17 protein-coding genes and 1 other RNA gene are annotated in these 19,100 nt (G+C 71.4%); 12 read left to right on the forward strand and 6 right to left on the reverse strand.

Going from position 1 to position 19,100, the window contains the following annotated elements; genetic code table 11:
• Window positions 1-41: 41 nt before the first annotated feature.
• Together AB0H52_RS00370 and AB0H52_RS00375 are read right to left on the reverse strand one after the other, a co-directional pair.
• Window positions 42-1,154, reverse strand: coding sequence for a GNAT family N-acetyltransferase (locus tag AB0H52_RS00370; protein WP_357944242.1), 1,113 nt, complete (start codon window positions 1,152-1,154; stop codon window positions 42-44).
• Window positions 1,151-2,290: a GNAT family N-acetyltransferase gene (locus AB0H52_RS00375; RefSeq protein WP_357944244.1), complete on the reverse strand. Its 1,140-nt coding sequence runs from the start codon at window positions 2,288-2,290 to the stop codon at window positions 1,151-1,153. Before AB0H52_RS00375 ends, AB0H52_RS00370 begins: the two co-directional genes overlap by 4 nt.
• Window positions 2,291-2,458: 168 nt before the next feature.
• On the opposite strand from AB0H52_RS00375, the gene secA reads away from it, so the two are divergent.
• Entirely contained in the window at window positions 2,459-5,383 is a 2,925-nt protein-coding gene (gene secA / locus AB0H52_RS00380) for a preprotein translocase subunit SecA (RefSeq protein WP_151487632.1), read from the forward strand.
• Window positions 5,384-5,570: 187 nt separating this feature from the next.
• Here the strand turns inward: secA and AB0H52_RS00385 are convergent, their stop codons facing one another.
• Window positions 5,571-6,152: an Rv3235 family protein gene (locus AB0H52_RS00385; RefSeq protein WP_151487631.1), complete on the reverse strand. Its 582-nt coding sequence runs from the start codon at window positions 6,150-6,152 to the stop codon at window positions 5,571-5,573.
• A gap of 193 nt (window positions 6,153-6,345) precedes the next feature.
• Entirely contained in the window at window positions 6,346-6,573 is a 228-nt protein-coding gene (locus AB0H52_RS00390) for a helix-turn-helix domain-containing protein (protein ID WP_088946326.1), read from the reverse strand.
• Between the two features lie 216 nt (window positions 6,574-6,789).
• Between AB0H52_RS00390 and AB0H52_RS00395 the strand changes: the two genes are divergently transcribed.
• A complete protein-coding gene (locus tag AB0H52_RS00395) occupies window positions 6,790-7,299 on the forward strand; it encodes a hypothetical protein (RefSeq protein ID WP_151487630.1) in 510 nt (169 codons plus the stop codon).
• Between the two features lie 12 nt (window positions 7,300-7,311).
• Here the strand turns inward: AB0H52_RS00395 and AB0H52_RS00400 are convergent, their stop codons facing one another.
• A complete protein-coding gene (locus AB0H52_RS00400; protein WP_151487629.1) occupies window positions 7,312-8,346 on the reverse strand; it encodes a hypothetical protein in 1,035 nt (344 codons plus the stop codon).
• Window positions 8,347-8,768: 422 nt separating this feature from the next.
• Between AB0H52_RS00400 and pruA the strand changes: the two genes are divergently transcribed.
• The 10 genes from pruA (at window position 8,769) to AB0H52_RS00450 (ending at window position 17,489) form a co-directional block, all read left to right on the forward strand.
• Window positions 8,769-10,397, forward strand: a complete 1,629-nt coding sequence (gene pruA / locus AB0H52_RS00405; RefSeq protein WP_151487628.1) for an L-glutamate gamma-semialdehyde dehydrogenase — start codon at window positions 8,769-8,771, stop codon at window positions 10,395-10,397.
• 175 nt (window positions 10,398-10,572) lie between these two features.
• Window positions 10,573-11,088 (forward strand): PadR family transcriptional regulator, encoded by a 516-nt coding sequence (locus AB0H52_RS00410; protein ID WP_151487627.1) that lies wholly within the window; start codon window positions 10,573-10,575, stop codon window positions 11,086-11,088.
• A gap of 64 nt (window positions 11,089-11,152) precedes the next feature.
• Entirely contained in the window at window positions 11,153-12,274 is a 1,122-nt protein-coding gene (gene prfB, locus AB0H52_RS00415) for a peptide chain release factor 2 (RefSeq protein ID WP_151487626.1), read from the forward strand.
• Window positions 12,275-12,392: 118 nt separating this feature from the next.
• Window positions 12,393-13,073 carry a cell division ATP-binding protein FtsE gene (gene ftsE, locus AB0H52_RS00420; protein WP_030331491.1) on the forward strand — a complete coding sequence of 227 codons (681 nt, stop codon included), beginning with the start codon at window positions 12,393-12,395 and terminating at the stop codon, window positions 13,071-13,073.
• Window positions 13,074-13,140: 67 nt separating this feature from the next.
• Window positions 13,141-14,016, forward strand: coding sequence for a permease-like cell division protein FtsX (gene ftsX, locus AB0H52_RS00425; protein WP_151487625.1), 876 nt, complete (start codon window positions 13,141-13,143; stop codon window positions 14,014-14,016).
• A 151-nt stretch (window positions 14,017-14,167) separates the two neighbouring features.
• On the forward strand, window positions 14,168-14,647 hold the full coding sequence (smpB, locus tag AB0H52_RS00430; RefSeq protein ID WP_151487624.1) for an SsrA-binding protein SmpB: 480 nt from the start codon (window positions 14,168-14,170) through the stop codon (window positions 14,645-14,647).
• Between the two features lie 105 nt (window positions 14,648-14,752).
• Window positions 14,753-15,128: a transfer-messenger RNA gene (gene ssrA, locus AB0H52_RS00435) on the forward strand.
• Window positions 15,129-15,207: 79 nt separating this feature from the next.
• Window positions 15,208-15,867 carry a hypothetical protein gene (locus AB0H52_RS00440; RefSeq protein WP_151487623.1) on the forward strand — a complete coding sequence of 220 codons (660 nt, stop codon included), beginning with the start codon at window positions 15,208-15,210 and terminating at the stop codon, window positions 15,865-15,867.
• A gap of 140 nt (window positions 15,868-16,007) precedes the next feature.
• On the forward strand, window positions 16,008-16,490 hold the full coding sequence (locus AB0H52_RS00445) for a hypothetical protein (protein ID WP_151487622.1): 483 nt from the start codon (window positions 16,008-16,010) through the stop codon (window positions 16,488-16,490).
• Window positions 16,491-16,535: 45 nt separating this feature from the next.
• Entirely contained in the window at window positions 16,536-17,489 is a 954-nt protein-coding gene (locus AB0H52_RS00450) for a hypothetical protein (protein ID WP_357944254.1), read from the forward strand.
• Window positions 17,490-17,500: 11 nt separating this feature from the next.
• Here the strand turns inward: AB0H52_RS00450 and mdlC are convergent, their stop codons facing one another.
• Complete coding sequence (mdlC, locus tag AB0H52_RS00455) at window positions 17,501-19,096, reverse strand: benzoylformate decarboxylase (RefSeq protein ID WP_357944257.1); 1,596 nt, start codon at window positions 19,094-19,096, stop codon at window positions 17,501-17,503.
• Window positions 19,097-19,100: the final 4 nt, after the last annotated feature.

Consider the following 19,100-nt stretch of genomic DNA (forward strand, 5'->3'; position numbering starts at 1 on the left):
GGAGTTGTGGTGGGCGACCACCACAACTCCATGATCCGGCGTCACCGGAGGTCGGCGGGCAGCAGCGCGAAGGTGAGGTCGTCCAGGCGGCCCCCGGCCAGGCCGGGGAGACTCGCGCGGTGCAGGGCCTCCCGGTGGAAGCCGGTCCGCTCCAGCACCCGGTGCGAGGCGGTGTTGTCCGGCACGGTGCCGGCGGTCAGCCGGGCGACTCCGGCCGAGCCGAACGCCCAGGCCGCGATCAGCCGGACCGCCCGGGTGGCGTACCCCCGGCCCCGCCAGTCGGGGAGCAGCGCGTAGCCCACCGACGCCTCGCCCCGCGCCACGTCGGTGTACGACAACCCGCAGCTGCCCACCGGCTCGCCGCTGGCCACGTCGGTGATCAGCAACCGGGCGATGTCACCGGTCAGCCACCCGCTCTCCGCGAGCCGGCAGCGCCGCTCGATCGCCTCCCGCGTCGGCGGTACCGGCGGCGCCTGGTTGGCGACGACCTCGGGCCGGCTGTGCAGCCGGTACATCAGCTCCGCGTCCTCGGGCGCCAGCCGGCGCAGGGTAACCACCTGATCGGTGAGCACCCCGCCGGGTAGGTCGGGCAGCAGCCGGGCGGCCGGGCCGGGCGGATCGTCGGCGAGGCGTACCCAGGCCAGCAGATCGTGCCGGTCGCCGCCGCGGCCGGACCCGGCCGACCGGCGCGAGCCCTCGTAGTGGAAGCCGGCGGCCAGTGCGACACGCTGGCTGGGGGCATTCGCCGGGTTGGTGAGCAGCTCCAGCCGGACGGTTCCGGTGGCGAACGCGTGTTCGCTCAACGCGCGGGTCGCCGCCGCGGCGACGCCGCGTCCGCGCGCCGACGGCCGTACCCAGTAGCCGATCTCGGCCTGGCCTCGCGCGGGCACCGGATTGCTGAGACCCACCGTGCCGAGCAGGCGGTCGGTGGCCGGGTCGGCGACCGCGTACGCGGCGCCGCCGCCGGCCCAGGCCGCCGGGGCCCCGGCGTCGATCCACCGGCGGGCGTCGACCTCGGTGTACGGGGCCGACAGGCCCGTCATGAACCGCTGGCTGACCGGGTCGGCCAGGCCGTCGACCACGTCGGCCGTGTCCTCGGGGCGAAACGGCCGCAGCCGCACCCCGTGCGCCTCGACGACCTCCTGCGGCGTCATGCCAGATCCTCGGCCAGCAGCGCGGCGATCCAGACGTCGGCCCGCTCACCCCGGTGCGGCACGCCACCCCGGGCGACCCCCTCGAACGTGAAGCCCGCCTTGTCCGCGACCCGGCGGGAGGCCGTGTTGCCCACGTTCGCCTTCCACTCGATTCGGGCCAGGCCCAGGGCGGTGAAGCCCCAGGCGCTCAGCGCGAGCAACGCGGCCGGCATGTAGCCCCGACCCCGGACCTCCGGGGCGGTCATGAACCCCACGTCGGCCAGCAACGGATCGCCGGGGGAGAGCCGCAGGTCGATGGTGCCGGCGTACCGGTCGTCCGGGTCGGCGATCGCGAAACACGCGGCGTCGCCGCGCGCCCAGAGCTCTCGACCGTATCCCTGGTACCACTGCGCGTCGGCATGGTCGTACGGGTCCGGCACGGTGGTCCAGCGGACGCTCTCCGGGTCCTGGCAGGCCCGCACCACGGCGTCCAGATCCTTTGCCTCCATCGGCCGCAACCGCAGCTCGCCGGCGCCGGCGGTGGCGAAGAGGGTCGGCTGCGGGCGGCCGAAGACGGCGGCCCGTCGGGCGGCCAGGGTGCCCGCTCCGGCCGGCCCGGTCGACCCCGGCTCGGGCACCTCGCCGGGCAGCAGCGAGCCGACCCAGCCGTCCGACGCTGGTGGGGAGAGCCGCAGCCGGCCGTCGATCCGGAAGCCGGCCCGGAGCGCGACCAGGCGGGAGGCGTGATTACCCACCTCGGCCCGCCAGAGCAGTCGGCTCAGCCCGAGCGTCCCGAACGACCAGCGGGCCACGGCCCGGGTCGCCCGGACGCTCACCCCCCGGCCCCGCGCCCACGGGGCCGTCCAGTAACCGACCTCGCCGGTGCCGGCACCGTCGATGGAGACCAGACCGCACGAGCCGAGCAGCTCGCCGGAGGCCGGATCGCAGACCGCGAACGGTGCGCCGGTGCCCTCCGTCCAGGCCCGTCCGCTCAGCTCGGTGACGAAGCCGTGAGCGTGTTCGGGCCGATATGGGCGCGGTACGCTCGTCCAGTGCTGAATGTCCGGATCCTGGCACGCTCGGTGTACGGCGTCGGCGTCGGCCTCCTGCCAGGGGCGCAGCAGCACGCCGTCCTCGATGATCTCCACGGGCTCCACTCGTGCATCGTGCCGGAACGTTCGCCGACGGCGTAACCGGATAACGTCCAGCGCACGGCCAGGACGTGACTTATGTCGGGTTCGGTGTGACGGACCACCGCCACCAGTGACCATGGCGCCGATGGAGCGCCTACGATGGTTCGAGACTGTCTAGGGGAGCGTTGATCCGTGTCGATTCTGGAAAAGGTCCTTAACGCGGGCGAAGGCCGCATGGTGCGCCGGCTCAAGGCCATCGCCAATGCCGTCAGCTCGATCGAGGACGACTACGTCAACCTCACCGACGAGGAGCTGCGCGGCATGACCGAGCAGTTCCGGGAGCGGCTCGCCGACGGCGAGACCCTCGACGACCTGCTGCCGGAGGCGTTCGCCGTGGCCCGCGAGGCGGCCGCCCGGGTGCTCGGCCAGCGGCCGTACGACGTCCAGGTGATGGGTGGAGCGGCGCTGCACTTCGGCAACATCGCCGAGATGAAGACCGGTGAGGGCAAGACGCTGACCTCGGTCATGGCCGTCTACCTCAACGCGCTCTCCGGCGACGGCGTGCACGTGGTCACCGTCAACGACTACCTCGCCCAGCGCGACGCGGCCTGGATGGGCCGGGTGCACGAGTTCCTCGGGCTGACCGTCGGCGTGGTGCTGCCCAACCGGCCGGCCAGCGAGCACAAGGCCGCCTACGAGTGCGACATCACCTACGGCACCAACAACGAGTTCGGCTTCGACTACCTCCGCGACAACATGGCCTGGTCGAAGGACGAACTGGTCCAGCGCGGCCACAACTTCGCGGTGGTCGACGAGGTCGACTCGATCCTGATCGACGAGGCCCGTACCCCGCTGATCATCTCCGGTCCGGCCGAACACTCGGCCCGCTGGTACGGCGAGTTCGCCGGCGTGGTGGCCCGGCTCCAGCCCGGCACCGACGGCGAGGGCGACTACGAGGTCGACCACTCCAAGCGCACCATCGCGGTGACCGAGCGCGGTGTCGCCAAGGTCGAGGACCGGCTCGGCATCGACAACCTGTACGAGTCGGTGAACACTCCGCTGGTCGGCTACCTCAACAACGCCATCAAGGCCAAGGAGCTGTACAAGCGCGACAAGGACTACATCGTCAGCGACGGTGAGGTCCTGATCGTCGACGAGTTCACCGGTCGCATCCTGCACGGTCGTCGCTACAACGAGGGCATGCACCAGGCGATCGAGGCCAAGGAGGGGGTGGAGATCAAGCAGGAGAACCAGACCCTGGCCACCATCACCCTCCAGAACTACTTCCGCCTCTACAACAAGCTGTCCGGGATGACCGGTACGGCGCAGACCGAGGCGAGCGAGTTCAACAAGGTCTACAAGGTCGGCGTCGTGAGCATCCCGACGCACCGCCCGATGGTCCGCGAGGACCGGCCGGACGTCATCTACAAGACCGAGAAGGCCAAGTTCAACGCCGTCATCGAGGACATCGCCGAGCGGCACCAGCTGGGCCAGCCGGTGCTGGTCGGCACCGTCTCGGTGGAAAACTCGGAGATCCTCTCCCAGCTGCTGCGCCGCCGCGGCATCCCGCACAACGTGCTGAACGCCAAGTTCCACGCCCGGGAGGCCGAGATCGTCGCCCAGGCCGGGCGTAAGGGCGCGGTCACCGTGGCGACCAACATGGCCGGCCGCGGCACCGACATCCTGCTCGGCGGCAACCCCGAGTTCCTCGCGGCCAACGACCTGCGCCAGCGCGGTCTCGACCCGCTGGAAAACGAGGAGGAGTACGCCAAGGCGATGGAGGAGGTCCTGCCCACCTGGAAGCAGGCCTGCGACGCCGAGGCGGACGAGGTCTCCGCCGCCGGTGGCCTGTACGTGCTGGGCACCGAGCGGCACGAGTCCCGTCGGATCGACAACCAGCTGCGCGGTCGCGCCGGCCGGCAGGGCGACCCGGGCGAGTCCCGCTTCTACCTGTCGCTGCAGGACGAGCTGATGCGGCGCTTCCGGGCCGGCGCGGTCGAGGCGGTGATGGAGCGCTTCAACATCCCGGAGGACGTGCCCATCGAGTCGAAGATGGTCACCCGCCAGATCAAGAGCGCCCAGGCCCAGATCGAGGGCCAGAACGCCGAGATCCGCAAGAACGTGCTGAAGTACGACGAGGTGCTCAACAAGCAGCGCCAGGTCGTCTACGCCGAGCGGCTGCGGGTGCTCAACGGTGAGGACCTGTCCGACCAGGTCCGCAACATGATCGACGACACCGTCGAGGCGTACGTGCGGGGTGCCACCTCCGAGGGCTACGGCGAGGACTGGGACCTGGAGCAGCTCTGGTCCAGCCTCAAGCAGCTCTACCCGGTCGGCGTGACGATCGAGGAGCTGGAGGAGGACGCCGGCGGCTCCCGGGCCGGCATGGATGCCGACTTCCTGGTCGCCCGCCTCAAGGAGGACGCGAACGCCGCGTACGACCGCCGCGAGGAGCAACTCGGCACCGAGGGTGTGCGCCAGCTCGAGCGGATGGTGCTGCTGCAGGTCATCGACCGCAAGTGGCGCGAGCACCTCTACGAGATGGACTACCTCCAGGAGGGCATCAACCTCCGGGCGTACGCCCAGCGTGACCCCGTGGTGGAGTACCAGCGCGAGGGCTTCGACATGTTCGCCACCATGATGGACGGCATCAAGGAGGAGACGGTCGGCTTCCTCTACAACGTGGACGTCCAGGTGACCGAGCCGGAACCCGCGGAGTCGGAGGAGGTCACGCTGCTCGACAAGCCGGTGGAGATCCGGGCCAAGGGTCTCAACCGCGCCCCGCAGCGCCAGGGCCTGCAATACTCGGCCCCCACCATCGACGGTGAGGCCAGCCCGGGTGCGGTGGCGGTCGAGCAGGCCGAGCAGCAGGCGCCCGCGCTCGGTGTGGGCCGTCCGGCCCAGGCTGCACCGGCGGCGCCGGGGCAGACCGCACCGTCCGCCCCGCAGCGGCCGGCCTCCGGGCTGCGTGGCCCGGCGCTCCCGACCGCCGGCTCCCGACGTCCAGCGCCGAACCAGGCGGACGCCGGCAACGGCCCGTCGCGCAACGCGCCGTGCCCGTGTGGCTCGGGCCGCAAGTACAAGCGCTGCCACGGCGCCCCCAACGGCGGCAACTGACCGACAGCAGTCCCGACGGGCCCCGGCCGATCTGGCCGGGGCCCGTCGGCGTCTCCAGCCTCGCGCGCCCGGCCCGGCCCGGCCTCGCCGACTGGCCCCGCGTCGGTGTCGGCCGCTTGAGAAGTGCCCGCGTCGGAGGGCTCTCGAAGGGCCCGTCGGCCGGGGTGCTGGCCGTGGCGGCGGGCGGTCAGAGGACGTGTAGGGCGGTGCAGAGCCAGCGGCCTCGGCGGTGCTCCAGGCGGAGCGCCATTGCCCAGCTCCGCCCGCCGTCGCCGGTGAACACGGCGGCGGCCTCCACCGCCGCGTCCCGAGGTTCACAGACGCGAAGACGGAGCAGCCGGGCCAGCGGCCTCGTACCGCGGCGGCGGGGCGTCCCGGCCCGCCCGGACGCCCGTGCCAGTTCGATCAGCAGGTCGCCGGACCGGGTCGGGTCGAGCAGTGGCCGGACCTGTGCGGGCGAGCGGTAACCGTTGACCGCCTCCAGACACGTGCTGACGAAGCGGTGCGCGGCCCGGGTCGCCTCGGAGACCGTCGCGGACGGCAGCGGCGCACCCGGGTGGCCGGCGGGCCGACCCGGCACCGGACGCAGCGAGCGGCGGCGCTCCGGCGGTCGGGCCTGGTCCTGTCGGGACGCGGCGAACAGGTCGAGGGCGAGCTGGCCGTGGGTCGGCGCCGGCCAGTACGCTCCGTCGGCCTCGTCGGTGTACGGCGGATCGATGGGTGGGGCGGGGCGCAGCCGTACGGGTGGTCGGGACGGACGCTCACTCATCGCAGCCCTCTCGATCTTGCGTTTGCCTTCGTTTGCCTCCGACACCATAGATTGTGAGCGATGGGCGGCACCGGGGTCAATGGCAACAGTGGGGAGGGACGCGCCGTCGCAGCGCGTGATCCGCGTCGTTTCGCCAGTGGCGGGTTGTCCAGGCCGCGCGGATACCGCGACATCGGTGAGACGGAGTGGATTCTTACTCCGGATCGCGGTCGACCAGGGGATTGCTCTGCACCCACTCGGCGGTCTCGTCGTACTTGCGGGCTATGTACTCCTCCAGTCGAGCGCGCTCGACACGCCACTGGCCGCGCCCACCGATCTTGATCGCCGGCAACTCTCCGCTGCGCACCATGTGGTAGACCTGCGAGTCCGACACGTTCAGCTCGGTGGCGACGTCGGACAGCAGCAGGAACCTGGGCTCCACAGAAACTCCCGGGGTTGATGTCGTTTGGCTCAGTTTGCCACCGACAGCGCCGACCGCCCAGCACCGTAACAGCACCGGTCCCGGACCGGCGTCGGCGGACACACCGGCGGGGAGCTTCCGCCGACCGGAGGTGCGGTGTATGACGGTCACGGCGTGCGGCATGATCTGCGCCCGTGCCGGCGGCCGCCGGCGCAGGACCGAGCGGGGAGACGACCGGTGAACCACGAGCTTGTCCGGGTGTACGTAGCGGCGACCGTACCGATGCTGGCCCGGCTGCGTGAGCAGGGCCTGAGCGCCGACCAGGCGCACGCCGTGACCCCGGCGCTGCGCGAGTGGTACGCCGAGGGCGACGAGGAGGAGCTGGAGTACGTCGCGTTCACCCGGGCCGCCCAGGACGCGCTGCACCTGCTCCGGGACGACCCGAGCGCACCTCGCCGCCGGGTGGTCGTCTCGGCCGACCTGCCGCCGGCCGCGCTCGGGCGGGGCGACGGCGAGCTGGGATCCAGCACGGTGACGTTGGCCGACGTCGTGCCGGTCGGTGCCGTGGCGGCGATCCACGTGGACGGCGCGGACGCCGCCGAGGAGGTCGCCGCGGCGGCCGACGTGGTGGCCGAGGCCGCCGCCGGTGACCCGGACGCCCAGTTCACCGTCGACGGCGCCGAGGACCACGAGCTGGAGTGGTACGACGTGACGGAACTGGACCTGCTGCTGCACGCGGCCAGCTGAGCCGGCCGTCGGTCAGCGCGCCGGGTCCGTTTCGACGGCGTCGACCTCGCCCGCGTCGGTGGGGGAGTCGGCGGGTTCGTCGTCGGTGTGCGCCGGCCCGAGTGTGCGGCCGAACGCGATGAGCGCGGTCAGCGCGCCCACGAAGAGCACCCAGATGCCGTTGTCCACCCGCGAGGTGCCCAGCGAGGTCTGCGCCACCGCGTCCGCCTCGCTGAGCGCGCTGGCCAGGTCCAGCAGTGACCGGCCGCCGATCCGGATGATCACCTCGGCGACCAGCAGGAGCAGCCCCGGCCCGGCGCCGGCGAGCAGGTACGCCGGCCAGCGCGGCGCGGGCGTCGCCGGATCGCGGCGGACGACCCGCCGGCGTGCCCAGGTCAGGTAGCCGAAGGCGAGCAGTCCGGCGAGCAGTCCGGCGACGAGCGATTCGGTACGCGACACCCACTTTGCCGCGTTGACCATCGACTCCTGGCTGTCGCCCGCGCCGAAGAGGTCGAACAGCGGGTCCCGGGCCTGGCTGAACGCCACCACGAAGAGCAGGGTGCCCAGGGCGGCGGTCACCACGGCGCCGACCGTCGGGGCCGAGCGCGCGCCGGCGATCGCACCACCGATGACCGCGGCGGCGGCGGTGGTGCCGGCGATCACGTTGGTGATCGAGGTGTCGAAGTAGGTCAGGTTGATCGCCAGCGCGGCGGCCAGCCCGACCACCATTCCGACGCCGATCGCCCCGACGAAGCGCAGGGTGACCCAGTCGCCGTAGCGGCGGGCCAGCAGGTTGCCGCCGGCCAGCGCCATGGCCGCCCCGGCCACCAGCGCGGCCGAGATCACGCCGGGCAGGGCGAACGCGGAGAGGCTGATCGCGGTGATCCCGGCCGAGGCCGAGGTGATGGCCTCCCGGGTCGACCAGAGCATGGCGGTCAGCCAGCCCAGCGCCAGCAGCGCGAGCACCGCAGCGCCGGGGGCGGGTGCCGGACGGCCGTTGGGGATGGCCGCATCGACCGCCGCTTCGTTCGACTCCGCGGCCGTGACGCGGCCGGGCTGCTTGGTCATCGTCTTCCCTTCGACGCGGCAGGTCACCGACCACTCAGGGTACGCGGGCCCGCGGGCCAGTCCGTCGCCCCGGGACGGTCCGCGCCGGCTGGGAGCCCTCGGCGTGCCGGCCGGGCTGCCCGGCGTCCAGCGTCGGCCGGCCACCCGGCGTCCGGTGTGGGCCGGCCACCCGGCGTCCGGTGTGGGCGGCTACCCGACGCAGGGGCGGATCGTCGGATCGAGCCCGATCGGTAAGGAGAGAAGGGGTGGGCCGGTCCTTGGCCCAGGGAGGTGGCCCAGGTGGAGCGGGTGGCCTCGCATGGGAGAATCCTGGGAGGTCCCGCCGCTGCTCGGCCCTCCCGTGCGGCGTCCGGTGTCCGGCCGTCCGGTCGGTGCCCGCGGGTCCGGTTTCGCCACTGCTGTCGAGATCGCCAGGAGCCTTGATGGATGCCGTGTTCTCCGTACCCGAGCCGCGCAACGAGCCGGTTCGTAACTACGAGCCGGGCAGCACCGACCGGGAGCGGCTCCAGCGGCGGCTGACCGAGCTGGCTGCGGAGCGCGTCGACCTGCCGATGACCATCGGCGGCGAGCAGCGGATGGCCGCCGGCGATCCGATCAACGTGGTGCAGCCGCACAGGCACGCGCACGTGCTGGGCGTGACCGGGCACGCCACCCACGACGACGCCCGCGCCGCGATCAAGGCGGCCAAGGACGCTGCCCCGATGTGGCGGGCGCTGCCGTTCGAGGAGCGCGCGGCGATCTTCCTGCGCGCCGCCGAGCTGCTCGCCGGCCCGTGGCGCGACACCCTGAACGCCGCCACCATGCTCGGCCAGTCGAAGACCGCGATCCAGGCGGAGATCGACTCGGCCTGCGAGTTCATCGACTTCCTGCGGTTCAACGTGCACTTCGCCCGGCGCCTGCTCGAGGAGCAGCCGGCGTCGTCGCCGGGCGTCTGGAACCGCTTCGACCACCGCCCGCTGGAGGGCTTCGTCTACGCGGTCACCCCGTTCAATTTCACCGCGATCGCCGGCAACCTGCCGTCGGCGCCGGCCCTGCTGGGCAACACGGTGATCTGGAAGCCGGGCCCGACCCAGCAGTTCGCCGCGCACTTCACCATGCGCCTGTTCGAGGCCGCCGGCCTCCCGCCCGGCGTGATCAACATGGTCACCGGCCGGGGTGAGGAGGTCTCCGACGTCGTGCTCGCCGACCCGGACCTGGCCGGCATCCACTTCACCGGGTCGACGAAGGTCTTCCAGCAGTTGTGGCGGACCGTCGGGGAGAACATCGCCCGCTACCGGGGCTACCCGCGGCTGGTCGGCGAGACCGGCGGCAAGGACTTCGTGGTCGCGCACACCAGTGCCGACGTGGACGCCCTGCACACCGCGCTCATCCGCGGCGCGTACGAGTACCAGGGTCAGAAGTGCTCGGCGGCCTCGCGGGCGTACGTGCCGCGTTCGCTCTGGGAGGGTGGGCTGCGTGATCGGCTGGCCGCGACCACCGACTCGTTGACCTACGGTGACGTCGCCGACTTCAGCAACTTCGGCGGTGCGGTGATCGACGACAAGGCGTTCGCCCGGCACACCGCCGCGCTGGAGTTGATCGCCGGCGACGACAGCTGCCGGGTGCTGGCCGGCGGCACCGCCGACGACTCGGTCGGCTACTTCGTCCGGCCGACCCTCTTCGAGTGCGGCGACGCCGCGCACGAGACGTTCACGACCGAGTACTTCGGGCCGATCCTGGGCGTGCACGTGTTCGACGACGCCCGCTTCGACGAGGTGGTGGCGCAGGCCGAGTCGATCGCCCCGTACGCGCTGACCGGGTCGGTGTTCGCCACCGACCGGCAGGTGGTCGACGCGGTCGCCGAGCGGATGCGGTACGCGGCCGGCAACTTCTACATCAACGACAAGCCGACCGGCGCGGTGGTCGGGCAGCAGCCCTTCGGCGGTGCCCGGGCCAGTGGCACCAACGACAAGGCGGGCTCCTGGCTGAACCTGGTCCGCTGGGTGTCGCCGCGCACGATCAAGGAGACGTTCGTGCCGCCGACCGACCACACGTACCCCCACATGGGCTGACCGTCGACGACCCGCCGGCGGCGCGCGTGGCGCCGCCGGCGGTCGGCCGATCGTCCCAACTCATCGATAGTCCTCAACGGACAGTCTGCCGCCGACAGTGCACTTAGGAAGTCCTGTCGGGTGGCAAACTGCCAAATCCTGGACGCCGCGTGCGCAAAGTGGCAGCGTAGTGGCCATGGCGGAATCCGGAGTCAACCCTACGGCGGCGGCCCTTCTCGGCCTCCTCCACGAGGGCCCGATGACAGGCGGCCAGTTGATGGCCGCCGCTGAGCGCCGACTGGCGCCGTACTGGTCGATGACCCGCAGTCAGGTCTACCGCGAGTTGCCGGTGCTGGCGGAGCGGGGTTTCGTGCGGCTCGGCAAGCCGGGGCCGCGAATGAGCCAGCCGTACGCACTCACCGCCAGCGGGAAACGGACATTTTCTCGTTGGCTGGCGGAAAACCCGGGGCGGGACACCATCCGCAACCCGATAGCGCTCCGGATGGCCTTCGGCAACCTGCACTCCGCCAGCCAGTTGAAGGGCCTGTACGCCTCCGCCAACGAGTACCACACGGAGGCTCTCGCCCAGGTACGCGAACAGGTCAAAAACGCCAAACGGGACGGCGAGACCTACGACGCCAGCGCGCTGGAGTTCGCGGTCGCCTACCACCGGGCGGCCCTGTCGTGGCTGAAAACCGCCCCCGTCGGGTGACGATCGGCGGGTTCCCGCATACGCGACGAGCTGGGCTGCCTACGGCACAGTACGCTTGTCTGTCGTGACCGCTGCCGATTACGCCGAACAGCTCAAGGAACTCGACGCGACCCTGCGAAACATCGAGGCCGTCCTCAACATCGACCGTCTCCACGAGGACAAGGCCCGCCTTGAGCAGGAGGCGTCCGCCCCTGACCTCTGGGACGACCAGGCCAAGGCCCAGCAGGTGACCTCGCAGCTGTCGTACGTCAACGGCGAGATCAGCAAGCTGGGCAGCCTGCGCGCCCAACTCGACGACGCCCGGGTGCTGCTGGAGCTGGCCGAGGCCGAATCCGACCCGGGTGTGCTCACCGAGGTCGAGGCGGAGATCACCGGGTTGACCAAGTCGATCCAGGAGATGGAGGTCCGCACCCTGCTCTCCGGCGAGTACGACTCCCGGGAGGCGTTGGTCGCCATCCGGGCTGGTGCGGGTGGCGTGGACGCGGCGGACTTCGCCGAGATGCTGCTGCGGATGTACCTGCGCTGGGCGGAGCGCCACGGCTACCCGACCGAGGTCTACGAAACCTCGTACGCCGAGGAGGCGGGCCTCAAGTCGGCCACCTTCGCGGTCAAGGTGCCCTACGCGTACGGGACGCTCAGCGTCGAGTCGGGGACGCACCGCCTGGTCCGGATCAGCCCGTTCGACAACCAGGGCCGCCGGCAGACCAGCTTCGCGGGCGTCGAGGTTCTGCCGGTCACCGAGCAGACCGACCACATCGACATCCCGGAGAACGAGGTACGGGTCGACGTCTACCGCTCCTCCGGCCCCGGTGGGCAGAGCGTCAACACCACCGACTCGGCGGTCCGACTCACCCACATCCCGACCGGCATCGTGGTGACCTGCCAGAACGAGAAGTCCCAACTGCAGAACAAGGCGTCCGCGCTGCGGGTGCTGCAGGCCCGGCTGCTGGAGCGCAAGCGCCAGGAGGAGCAGGCCAAGCTGGAGGGGCTCAAGGAGAACGCCGCCGGCTCGTGGGGCGACCAGATGCGCTCCTACGTCCTGCACCCGTATCAGATGGTGAAGGATCTCCGAACCGAGCAGGAGACCGGCAATCCGAGCGCGGTCTTCGACGGCGAGTTGGACGGGTTCATCGAGGCGGGTATCCGTTGGCGCAAGCAGCGTCAGCTCGCTGGCGACGGTGCGTGACGGCTCGCGGGCGGAGCGCGTCGTCGATCTCCAGGTAGAAGCCTGATTCGACGACGCGCGCCGGATCTGTGGGGCGTGGGGCTTGGCTCAGTTGTTACACCGCGTAGACTCACCACCCGTGATTCAGCTTGAGCAAGTGACGAAGACGTACCCGAAGGCGTCCCGGCCTTCGCTCGACAACGTGTCCGTCTCGATCGAGAAGGGCGAGTTCGTCTTCTTCATCGGTCCATCCGGCTCCGGCAAGTCCACAATCATCAAGATGCTGCTGCACGAGGTCGCCCCCAACAAGGGCCGCGTCGTCGTCAACGGCAAGGACGTCACGTCGATGCGCTCGTGGAAGCGACCCCACTTCCGGCGTTCGATCGGCTGTGTCTTCCAGGACTTCCGGCTTCTGCCGAACCGCACCGCCTACGAGAACGTGGCGTTCGCTCTCGAGGTGATCGGCAAGACCAAGGCGGTTGCCCGCCGGGTCGTGCCGGAGGTGCTGGAGCTGGTCGGTCTCGGTGGCAAGGAGCACCGCTACCCGCACGAGCTCTCCGGTGGTGAGCAGCAGCGGGTCGCCGTCGCCCGGGCGTTCGTGAACCGTCCGCTGATCCTGCTGGCGGACGAGCCCACCGGAAACCTGGACCCGGACACCTCGATCGAGATCATGCGCCTGCTGGACCGGATCAACCGCACCGGCACGACCGTCGTGATGGTCACCCACGACTCCAACATCGTGAACCAGATGCGCCGCCGCGTCGTCGAGATCGAGAGCGGTCGCATCGTCCGTGACCAGGCCCGCGGCGTCTACGGGTGAGCCGGCGCTCCACCCCTGCGCAGCCTGACGACGAACACCTCATGCCGGAGACCCGGAGGAAATCCCGATGCGCGTGAAATACGTCCTGTCCGAGGTACTGGTCGGACTGTGGCGCAACGTGACCATGTCCATCGCGATGATCATCACGATGGCGGTCTCGCTGACCATGCTCGGCGCCAGCGGTCTCATGTACCGCCAGGTCGACGACATGAAGGACCTCTACTACAAGAACATCGAAGTCTCGATCTTCTTGAACCAGGAGGTGAGCGAGCAGGAGCGCACAGAGCTGCAAACCAAGCTCGACGGCGACCCTCTGGTGAAGGACGTCCTTTACGTCAACAAGGACGAGGCGTACAAGCGCTTCAAGGAGATGTACCAGGACGCTCCGGACCTGGTGAACGCCGTCAAGCCGGACCAGCTGCCCGAGTCGTTCCGGCTCAAGCTGAACAACCCGGAGCAGTACAAGGACATCTACGACCAGTACAAGGACACGGCGGGCGTCGACGAGATCGTCGACCAGAGCCGCCTGCTGGACAAGATCTTCAACATCCTCACCTCGATCCAGAACATCGCGCTGGCCGCGGCCATCGTGATGGCGATCGCCGCCCTGCTGCTGGTCGCGAACACCATTCAGGTGGCCGCGTACAGCAAGCGGCGCGAGGTGGCGGTCATGAAGCTCGTCGGTGCGTCCAACTGGTTCATCCAGGCGCCGTTCGTGCTGGAGGCCGTCGTGGCCGGCCTGATCGGCTCGCTGCTCGGTCTGGTCGCTCTCGTCGCGGCGAAGTATCTGCTCTTCGACGGGTCGCTCAGCGCGTTGCAGGGCCTGCTCTCGCCGATCAGCTGGGGTGACATCCTGTTCATCTTCCCGCTGATGGCCGGCGTCGGTGGCCTCGTGAGCGCCGCCACCGCCTGGATCACCCTGCGCTTCTACCTGCGGGTCTAGGCACCGTACGGGTCGTCCCGTCGTCTCCCGGGGACCCTCCCGCGGCCGGAAATAAACGGCGCGGGAGGGTCCTTGTCATTCAGGTAACATGATCGGTTGTCCGGCCGGGGTGACCCCGGCCGAGGACGACGCAGGAGAGGGGGTGGCACCGATGCCACGGGAAAAGGGGCGCAAGGTGGTCGCCTCCAACAAGAAGGCACGCCACGACTACTCGATCCTCGACACGTACGAGGCGGGCATGGCGTTGACCGGCACCGAGGTCAAGTCGCTGCGGGCCGGGCGGGCGTCGCTGGTCGACGCGTTCGCCCAGGAGCGCGACGGCGAGTTGTACCTGCACGCCATGCACATCCCGGAGTACACGCAGGGCACCTGGACCAACCATGAGCCCCGGCGTACGCGCAAGCTGCTGCTCAACCGTGTCGAGATCGACAAGCTCGTCGGCAAGACCCGCGAGGGCGGTTTCACCATCGTCCCGTTGCAGGTGTACTTCGCCGACGGCTGGGCCAAGGTGGAGATCGCCCTGGCCAAGGGCAAGAAGTCGTACGACAAGCGTCAGGACCTCGCCAAGCGGGACGCGGACCGGGAGATCGCCCGGGTGTCCGGTCGACGCGGTAAGGGAATGGACGACTGATTCATCCCGTTTGTCCTGGTCGGCCCGCCCGGCCCGGGCCTCGGGATGAAAGGCGTTGCGGCAGGCGTTAGTCTTGTCAGTGCCGCCACATCGGTGGCCTGTCGAGGGGGTGACTGGTTTCGACTTCGTACGCAGCGACAGGGGAAGCGAGCCGAGGAAGCCGACGTCGTCTCGAGAATCGGTCGTCGGAAACTTATAAGCGCCAAGAACAATCGCGCTGACTTCGCTCTCGCCGCCTGAGGCGAGTAGCTAAGTCTGTCGGCCTGGGAACGCCTTCGTCCCAGTAGCCGGCATCAGCTAGAAGGCTGGCCAATCGGACCCGGTCGCGGGGTCCGTGCGGCGAGATCAATCAGCGACTGGGCCCGTCACACCAACTTGCTCGCGTGAGCGGTGGGGCCGAGTAGAGGCACAGCGAGCTGCGCTCGGAGAAGCCCTGACAAACCGGCGAAGGACCCGGGTTCGATTCCCGGCACCTCCACCACCTCGAGCGAAGCGCCCCGGCCCACGGCCGGGGCGCTTCGTCGTGTGGACGCTGGCCCTCACTCGCCTACGCTGCCGGTGTGACGAACCAGCAGCTGCGCCTGTCGGTCGGCGCTCCGCCCGGCCGGCGTGCCGTCGCGATGGTGGTCGGCGTCCTGGTGGCGGGCGTCGGTGCGGCGTTCGTGCTGCTGCCCCTGATCGCTGGCGGGCTACTGCGTCGGCTGACCGGCCCGGGTGACGCGCTCGCCTCATACGAGGAGGCTCGCGACCTGCCGCCGGGGATGCTGCCGCCCGCGTTGCGGGAGTCCGGCGGCGGCTCGGGAGGCTCCGGCCCGTTCATCGGGCTGTGCGGCCTGCCGTTCGTCCTGCTCGGCGTCTACCTCGTGCTGCGGGTGCTCCGCACGGCCGCCTGGCTGGACGGCAGCTCGCTGCGGGTGCGCGGCGCGTTGCGCACCCGCACCGTCGACCTCGCCACGGCCCGGATCGAGGTCGCGTCGCACCGCGAGGCGGTCGACGACCCGCTAGCGCGCGGGCACCGGTCACCGAGCCTCGTCGCCACCGATCGGGACAGCGGGCGCCAGGTCACGGTGCCGCTGCGGGGCATGGGGCTGCCCACCCTGCCGCCGTCCGAGTTGCGGGCGCTGGCCGACGCGATCGCGGCGAGCCGACCCGACGACCGACCCGATGGCGACGTGGCCGGCGAGCTGCGCCGCCTGGCGGAGCGCCCGTCAGGCGACTGAGCGCATCGCCGGACCCGCTCGGCGGAAGGACGCGGGGACGGTGACCGAAGGAGCAGATGGGGGCTCTTGAGCCCCTGGACAGGGACGGCGGGCGGGTTCACCATCGCGGTATGGGGTAGCAGCGCCGCGCGGGAGGTGCCATGGTCACCGGTCCGGTCCACCAGCCGTCACACGTGCTCTCCGCTCCCGATCCGTACCCCGCTGGTCTTCCCGGCGAGCCCCGGCCCGCCGGGCTCGCCGGCGACGTGCACGCCCTCGCCCGGGCGGTCGCCGTCGCGACGTCCGAGCCGCGCTGGCGCGAGGACGTGCTGCTCCGCCTGCGACCGGTCGAGCAACGCTTCGCCGAGCACGTCCGGGTCACCGAGGGCCCGGCCGGTCTCTACCGGGAGCTGCTCGCCCACTCGCCCCGCCTGCACCACGGGGTACGGCTGTTGACCCGGGAGCACGCCGGGATCGTCGCCGCCCTCCGGGCCGTGCGACGGCTGGCCGAGCACTGCGACGCCAGCCCCGACGAGGTGCGGCACCGGGCCGGGTACCTGCTGCGGACGCTGGCCCGCCATCGGCGACGCGGCGCCGACCTGCTCTGGCAGGCGTACCAGACGGATCTGGGTGGCGAAACCTGAGCGTCGGCCCGGGAACCGGGGTGTCGACGGGCGCGTCGAACCGGCATGCGTCGACCGGCTCTGCTGCTCGTACTCCCGCTGCTGCTCGCCGCGGGCTGCGCCCCGACTGGCGCCGGCCCGGCGGTCGGGCCCACCGATCCGGCAGAGCGGTCGGCGGCGTTCGACCAGCGGGCCACCGAGGTCGCGCAGGCGTGGCGGCCTGACGCGAGCTGGCGAAGCGGGTACGTCCCGTTGCAGGGCCCGACCGTGCTTGTCGGCGATCCACGCTTCACTCCCGACACCGAGGCGGCGTTCCGGGCCGGCTGGTACCGCGAGCAGGTCCCGATCACGCCCATGCGGGTCGGCGGGGAGATCCAGTTCCCGGACGGTCGCCTCACCGTGCCGCTGGTCAACGCGGTCGAGGCGTACCGGCAACTCGACCAGGGTGATCCGCCACCCTGCCCCGGGCGACCGAAACGGCCCGGCCTGCCGAGCCCCGGTGGCCCCACCGTCGAACCAGGACCGGACGGCTGGGCCACCAGCACGACGCAGACCGCCTGCCTGCCGCTGACCGTCACCGGCGTCACGTTGGGGGCCGTGCCGGTCCACACCAGCCGGGGCGAGGCGCGGGTGCCGGCCTGGCTGTTCACGATCGAGGAACTGGCCGTCCCGGTGGCCCGGCTCGCCGTCGCGCCGACGGCGGTGACGGCGGTCCCCGAGCCCACCGTGCCGCCCCGGCCCCTGCCGGACGGGCTGGTCGGTGCGCAGGACCTGGTGGCCGTCGACGGGGCACGGGTGACCGTCCGGCTCGGCGTCGGCGCCTGCGACACCGGGATCACACCGCTGGTGCGGGAAGGACCCGACGCCGTGGTGGTCGGTGGCGCCGTCACCCGATCCACCGGAGTCTGCATCGACCTGCTCAAACTCGAACCGGTCACGGTGACCCTCGCGGCACCCCTGGGTGCCCGGCCGGTGCTGGACGCCTTCACCGGAGCTCCGCTGTCGATCGCCGCGCGCTGAGGTGGACCGGGTCAGAGGATGCTGGGCACGTCGGTGCTGATCGGCACCGGCAGGACGGTGGGACGGTCGGCGCGCAGCCCGGCGGCGAGCGCCGCGCCGAGCTGGTCGGGTGTCTCGGCCACCTCGGTGGCGCAGCCGTAGCCGGCCGCGATGGCGGTGATGTCCAGCCCCGGCAGATCCAGGCCGGGCACCCCGGGCGTCTCCTTCAGCTCGGCGAACGCCTTGAGGATCGCGTACTGCTGGTTGACCGGGACGACGACCACCACCGGCAGTGCCAGGCGCGCGGCCGTCCACAGCGCCTGCACCGAGTAGTGGAACGAGCCGTCGCCGATCACCGCCACCACCGGCCGACCCCGCCCGGTGTCCCGCTCGGCCAGCGCCACGCCGATCGCGGCCGGCAGACCGTAGCCGAGGCCACCACTGGCCATCGTGAAGTACGACGCGGGCCGGGTGACCCGCAGCTGGCGGCGCAGCGCGGCCAGGTTGGACGGTGACTCCTGCACCAGCACCCCGTCGGTCGGCCAGTGCGCGGCCAGCGCGGCGAACAGGGCGTCGGCGCTCAACGGCACGGTCACCTCCGGCGCCGCCGGCGTGGCGCGGGGTGCCGGGGCGGGCCGGTCGGTCTGCGGTATCCGGTCGAGCAGCGCGGCCAGGGTCAGCCCGGGGTCGCCGAGCAGGCTGTCGCCGACCGGCGCGCGGGCGGCCTCGTCCGGGTCGTCCGTGACGTGCAGCAGACGGGTGCCTGAGGGCAGGTGCTCGCCCGGCACGTACGGGTAGTAGCGGAACACCGGGGCGCCGACGACGAGCACCGTGTCGTGGCCGCTCAGCGCCTCGGCCAGCGGCCCGATCGCGAACGGCAGCACCCCACGAAAGTGCGGGTGGTCCTCCGGGAAGACGGCCCGCTCCGGTGCGGGCGCCGACCAGACCGGTGCGGCCAGCCGCTCGGCCAGCGCGACCGCGCTCGCCCAACTGCCCGAACGGTCCACTCCCGGCCCGAACACCAGCACCGGGTCGCGGCTGCCGGCCAGCATCCGGGCGAACTCGTCGAGCCGCTGCGGATCCGGGCCGAACCGGGTGGCCACCGAGCGCTGCTCGGGCGTCGTGCCGGCCGGCTGGGCCCAGTCGTCCATCGGCAGCGAGAGATAGACCGGGCCGGCCGGCGGTTGCACCGCGGTGGCGTACGCCCGCAGCACCGCCGCCGGGATGTCCTGCGCCCGGGCCGGCTCGTAGGCCCACTTGACGTACGGCTGCGGCAGCTCGGTGGCGCGGCGGCTGGTCAGCCGTGGTTCGAGCAGCAGCATCTCCCGGGTCTGCTGGCCGGCGGTGACGATCAGTGGGGTCTTGTTGTGCCAGGCGGTGACCAGGTTGCCCATGCCGTTGCCGGTGCCCGGGGCGGTGTGCAGGTTGACGTGCGCGGGCACACCGGCGGCCTGGGCGTAGCCGTCGGCCATGGCGACCGCCGTCGCCTCGTGCAGGGCGTGGACGTAGTGGAAGTCGGCCGGGAAGTCCCGCAGGAACGGTTCCTCGGTGGAGCCGGGATTGCCGAAGACGGTGGTCATGCCGAGGGTGCGGAGCACGTCGTACGTGGCGTCCCGGACCGTTGCCATCGCC

This window comes from Micromonospora sp. NPDC050695 (genome assembly GCF_040654415.1).
Lineage (GTDB): Bacteria > Actinomycetota > Actinomycetes > Mycobacteriales > Micromonosporaceae > Micromonospora.

What these genes read in the sequence shown, in the direction of transcription:
- AB0H52_RS00370 (WP_357944242.1), bottom strand. Translation starts at nt 1,154, where the DNA reads ATGACGCCGCAGGAGGTCGTCGAGGCGCACGGGGTGCGGCTGCGGCCG.
- AB0H52_RS00385 (WP_151487631.1), bottom strand. Translation starts at nt 6,152, where the DNA reads ATGAGTGAGCGTCCGTCCCGACCACCCGTACGGCTGCGCCCCGCCCCA.
- AB0H52_RS00400 (WP_151487629.1), bottom strand. Translation starts at nt 8,346, where the DNA reads ATGACCAAGCAGCCCGGCCGCGTCACGGCCGCGGAGTCGAACGAAGCG.
- pruA (WP_151487628.1), top strand. Translation starts at nt 8,769, where the DNA reads ATGGATGCCGTGTTCTCCGTACCCGAGCCGCGCAACGAGCCGGTTCGT.
- AB0H52_RS00410 (WP_151487627.1), top strand. Translation starts at nt 10,573, where the DNA reads ATGGCGGAATCCGGAGTCAACCCTACGGCGGCGGCCCTTCTCGGCCTC.
- ftsX (WP_151487625.1), top strand. Translation starts at nt 13,141, where the DNA reads ATGCGCGTGAAATACGTCCTGTCCGAGGTACTGGTCGGACTGTGGCGC.
- smpB (WP_151487624.1), top strand. Translation starts at nt 14,168, where the DNA reads ATGCCACGGGAAAAGGGGCGCAAGGTGGTCGCCTCCAACAAGAAGGCA.
- AB0H52_RS00445 (WP_151487622.1), top strand. Translation starts at nt 16,008, where the DNA reads ATGGTCACCGGTCCGGTCCACCAGCCGTCACACGTGCTCTCCGCTCCC.
- AB0H52_RS00450 (WP_357944254.1), top strand. Translation starts at nt 16,536, where the DNA reads ATGCGTCGACCGGCTCTGCTGCTCGTACTCCCGCTGCTGCTCGCCGCG.
- mdlC (WP_357944257.1), bottom strand. Translation starts at nt 19,096, where the DNA reads ATGGCAACGGTCCGGGACGCCACGTACGACGTGCTCCGCACCCTCGGC.